A 4,470-nucleotide genomic window follows, 5' to 3' on the forward strand; every position below is an offset into this window, starting at 1 on the left:
CAGCACTTATTTGCATTGATGGCACACGCAGAAGAACAGCAAAAGAATATTGACCAAACCATAGACATTATCAACAAACAACAAGCCCAGATAGAGAGCTTGCATAAACAACTACCAAACCTCGCTCAGCAGTTGTTTACGGACTCTCTCAACGGCGCTAGAACATCCATAGAGGGCGATTTAAATAATCATGCGACCAAAGCAGCGCAAGACCTTAGGAAAGCATCAAACAGTGCGATAGGTGCAGCTGACGCAATCAAAGAAGAGTCAAAGTCGCTTAGTTGGAAACACGCATTTATAACGGTAGGGGCTATTTTAGGAACTTGCGTGTTAGTGATACTAGGTGCAAGCCTATTCATTCCGAGCCTTGACGATATTGCAGAACGTACAACAACCGTTGAGATGTTGAACAACGCAGGCGGTGCTTTGGATTTGAAAAAATGTGATGGGGAGCTATGCGTTAGGATAATGACCAAAACCTGTAGAAACGGCACATTTAATGATTATTGTGTTTTAGATTTAAAAAACTAACGCCCTTTGGTTGTTGGGTCAGCGCTGATCCGTGTGCGAACTGATGCCCACGAACACCGCTCGACCTTGAAAACAAAGAAAGGTAGTACCTACTTCATCCCTTGATTTATCGGGCTTTACAGAGAGATAAATAAAAGAGTAAACTACAGAAACGAGTAAGCCCCAACAGTTGGAAGCTGTCAGGGCTTAATGTAATTCATAGTGTGCGACCACTAAAAACCACGTATCGATACCGTGTATTTTAGTTGTTTGCACACTCTAAGACAAGGCTTTTTTGTATTTGGTGCGGTAGGTTTAAGTAATTTTTAAGTAACCCATACTACTACCTGATGCAAAACTGAAATTTTATAGTGTACGCAATCAAACAAATAGACCCGACCGACTGGCAGAGCGTCAGCACTCTAGCCCAATTCTACACAGACTTAGCGACTAAGCCGTATTGTACTAATGATAAGGGTTTTAGCCACATTCGCACCAAGTCACACGCCATAAAACACGCCTACATACAACCCAATCACCCCGAAATTATCAAGTGGCTTGTCTTTGACATTGACGATCCACAAGCCCTATTTGCCTTCCATGATAACGACTTACCACCACCGCAAGTTATCATCAAAAACCCCGAAAACGGACACGCTCACTACGCCTACAGGCTAACAAAACCAGTGGATAAGTGGCGTAAAGCAAGCACTAAGCCAGTAGAGTACCTAGCCAGTGTGCAAAAGGCGCTACGACTAGCACTAGGGGCAGACAAAGGCTATAGTGGCAACCTTGTAAAAAACCCTTGCCACAACTCGCATGAGGTATATATAACAGGGGCTAAGCCTTCTTATACCCTAGCCGAGCTTGCCGATTATTTAGATTTAAAACCATATCAACAAGCAGAACCAGCCAATGACGAAGGTTATGGGCGCAATGTGAACGTGTTTAATCATGTTAGACACCAAGCCTATCCGATAGCCCAAGACCTTAATTACAGTGGGTTAGAGCGTGTTTTAACTGCTATTGCGGAGGAGTTTAACCAACGCTTTGATATACCGCTACTTCATAACGAACTAAAACACATCGTCAAAAGCATAACTAAATTCTGCAAGTCCCCACAGTTTGGAGCTTACAGCGCTAAATTTAAAGAGAAACAACGCGAAGATGGGCGTATTGGTGGTAAAGCCAGTAATTCGTCAAATGGGGGCAAGGCAAGGTCAGAAAAGTATGCTGAAAAGCGTGTAATAGCGTGTGAAATGAGAAAACAGGGTGCAAGCTACAATGAAATAGCTTCAAAGCTATGTATATCAAAGCGTACAGCGATTAACTGGCTAGCTTAGTTAGGGGGTGAAAGTGCAAGCCAATCAGGTAATAGCCCGTAGGGGGTTTTTGATGGTCGCTGTTAAGCTTAGCTAATCATTTTCATGCTTTCCTGCTCGTCCCCAAAATTGTCAAAAATTAATTAGTTTCTTCAATCGGCCGCAGTCGATTGCCGTGACTCTGCCGACAAGCCTAATGTTCTACAGTTTCGTTTCTATCCTCACAAACCTAGCCTAGAATGTCCCCTTATTGGCTGAATTATGCCCCTTGCTGCTGCTTTTAGGATGCCTCTGCTACCTTACTACCACTTTAACATCTTACAGCCCTTAGAACGTATTCTGATGAGGTGGCGTTCTACCTGATTTATTGAATCAACTTTTAGTTTCGCCATATATCATCAACATACCGCCAATTGTGACTAAAGCTAGTCCAGATATCTTGTATATATCTATGACTTTAACCTCTAAACCAAATAATCCTGTTCGGTTTAGAATGATGGCGAAGTACATTTGTCCAAGAAAAACCCAAAGTAGCGTATTACCTGCGCCTATTTTAGGGGCGGCAATGAACATAAACAGGATATAAAAGCTTCCTAAGAAGCCTGGCAACCACATCCACCAAGTAGCGTTTTCAATGAGTGGAGGCTTGATTCCGCCGCTGATAAGATAGGACAGCAACAAAGAAGCGACCGCCCCACCTAAGTATAAATAAAACGTAGATTGTATTTGAGAAGCCTGAGTACTTTCCCGAAAGGAATTTACAATAGCCAGTTGTAACGGAACAATTGCACCTCCTAATAAACTAATCAAAACATAGGGAAGTATTTTCATTAAATTTGACCTCTTTAATTAGAGTCTATGATTTATTGCAATGCACTAACAACGTTAGTATAATGAGCTACATTAATAACTTGAGTTCTTACTATGGCAAATAATCTACCAGACAGAAGTGACAGTACGTTCACTTGCAGAGCTGATAAAGAATTGGTTGAGGCGTTCAAGAAAATAGCCAAAGACAACAACCGCACCGCAAGCCAACTGGTTAGAGATTATATGTTGGCTTACGTCAAGAAAAACGGTCAAGGCAAGTTAGATTTAGAGTGAGTTATTTTCGCTAGTATCACTGACCATAGCTTGTCTTAATTCTTCGAGCAGGGGTTCGATCCGTTTTATATCAGCTGGACGAGTAATGTGAGTGCTAGCGTTCTCAAGTATAAATTTAGCGATACCAGTGTTAGTTTTGGCAAGAGATAAAAACATACCGCCAATAATTACTTTTTGACCAGTTTCTAATGAATTTTTTTTAGTCATCAATCGTTTTCTTTCGGCTTCGTTTCTTGCCAGTTTTTGTTCTATCGTCAGCATAGTATTATCCGTAGTTGAAATTGTTTGTGCTAGTATATCATTGTAGTTTTGTCTTTTCACTTGCCTGTCTTTTTAGGGAAGTGCGCATTTACGACTTGAGAAATCTATTTCACGTTGCTGCATAGATTTTCAAATCCTAAATACGTCCTGCGGAGCAAAAGCCAAAACCTTAAAGACCTTACTAGCGAGATTTTGAAAATGGCAATTTACTATGCGACCACAAAACCGATTAGCCGTACCAGTGGCAGAAGTGCAACTGCATCGGCTGCGTATCGTGCAGGGGTGAAAATTGAAGATAAACGCTCAGGTAAAACACACGACTACAGCAAGCGTGGCGGTGTGGAAATGGCGTTTTCTTTCGATAAAAACTTGAAGAAAATTGACCGCAGCGAGTTATGGAATAAAGCGGAGCTTGCCGAAAATCGTAAAGATGGGCGTACCGCTAGGGAGTGGGTTTTAGCAATACCTCACGAGTTGATACCCGAAGATAAAGACAAGCGTAAAGACTTCAAACAAAACGAGGGTGCAAGGGTAGCGGTCAGGTTCGCTAAAGCCTTAGCAGAGCGATATAACGTAGCCGTTGATGTGGCTATTCATACGCCTGATAAGCAGGGCGATAACCGCAATTATCATGCTCATATTATGACCACGACAAGAGAGTTTAGCCGTACAGACAAAGGTATTGAGCTGGGCGATAAGGCAGCCATTGAGCTATCCAATACCAAGCGCAAAGCGTTGGGGCTAAGTTCCTCAACTACTGAAATCAAAGAGCTACGCAAAGAGTGGGAAAACATCGTAAATATGCAGTTAGAAAAGCTAGGTATTGATGAACGTATCGACCATCGAACCCTAAAGCAGCAAGGGATAGAACAGAAACCAACGATTAAGATTGGTTGGAAAGCATCAGCAATGGAGCGTAGGGGTATTGCTACCGATAAAGGCGATTTAAACCGAGAGATTACAGCGGATAATCAGCAGTTGCGTGACTTACAGATAGAGTTTGCAGCCCTTACAGAGGCTAAGACAGAGATAGAGAACGTCAAAGAGCAAGCCAAAGGGATGCAGGACTTCAAAGCAGAATATGAGTTATTTAAACAAGCGCAGCAGCAACAAAAATTAGAAATTCAGGAACTCGAAAAAACCCACGGAAAGCAGCATGACAGAGGCATTGAACCATGAGCGATGACAGCACAAAACAGCACTTATTTGCATTGATGGCACACGCAGAAGAACAGCAAAAGAATATTGACCAAACCATAGACATTATCAACAA

Annotated in this window: 6 protein-coding genes; 4 read left to right on the plus strand and 2 right to left on the minus strand. The window is 42.2% G+C overall.

Features of this window, described 5'->3' with window-relative positions; translation table 11 throughout:
• Together JMY06_RS11545 and JMY06_RS11550 are read left to right on the plus strand one after the other, a co-directional pair.
• Positions 1–531: hypothetical protein (locus tag JMY06_RS11545; RefSeq protein ID WP_201618391.1), on the plus strand; the 531-nt coding region annotated here is incomplete at its 5' end.
• A 350-nt stretch (positions 532–881) separates the two neighbouring features.
• On the plus strand, positions 882–1,853 hold the full coding sequence (locus JMY06_RS11550; RefSeq protein ID WP_201618392.1) for a replication initiation protein: 972 nt from the start codon (positions 882–884) through the stop codon (positions 1,851–1,853).
• A 351-nt stretch (positions 1,854–2,204) separates the two neighbouring features.
• On the opposite strand, the gene JMY06_RS11555 is transcribed toward JMY06_RS11550, so the two are convergent.
• On the minus strand, positions 2,205–2,663 hold the full coding sequence (locus tag JMY06_RS11555; RefSeq protein ID WP_201618393.1) for a DMT family transporter: 459 nt from the start codon (positions 2,661–2,663) through the stop codon (positions 2,205–2,207).
• 93 nt (positions 2,664–2,756) lie between these two features.
• Between JMY06_RS11555 and JMY06_RS11560 the strand changes: the two genes are divergently transcribed.
• Positions 2,757–2,936 carry a ribbon-helix-helix domain-containing protein gene (locus tag JMY06_RS11560; protein ID WP_201618394.1) on the plus strand — a complete coding sequence of 60 codons (180 nt, stop codon included), beginning with the start codon at positions 2,757–2,759 and terminating at the stop codon, positions 2,934–2,936.
• Here JMY06_RS11560 and JMY06_RS11565 read toward each other — a convergent pair.
• Positions 2,928–3,257 carry a hypothetical protein gene (locus JMY06_RS11565; protein WP_201618395.1) on the minus strand — a complete coding sequence of 110 codons (330 nt, stop codon included), beginning with the start codon at positions 3,255–3,257 and terminating at the stop codon, positions 2,928–2,930. The two genes, JMY06_RS11560 and JMY06_RS11565, sit on opposite strands and share 9 nt — an antisense overlap.
• 138 nt (positions 3,258–3,395) lie before the next feature.
• Between JMY06_RS11565 and JMY06_RS11570 the strand changes: the two genes are divergently transcribed.
• Complete coding sequence (locus JMY06_RS11570; RefSeq protein ID WP_201618396.1) at positions 3,396–4,376, plus strand: MobA/MobL family protein; 981 nt, start codon at positions 3,396–3,398, stop codon at positions 4,374–4,376.
• Positions 4,377–4,470 lie beyond the last annotated feature (94 nt).

Source organism: Psychrobacter urativorans, assembly GCF_904846675.1.
Classification (GTDB): Bacteria; Pseudomonadota; Gammaproteobacteria; order Pseudomonadales; family Moraxellaceae; genus Psychrobacter; species Psychrobacter urativorans_B.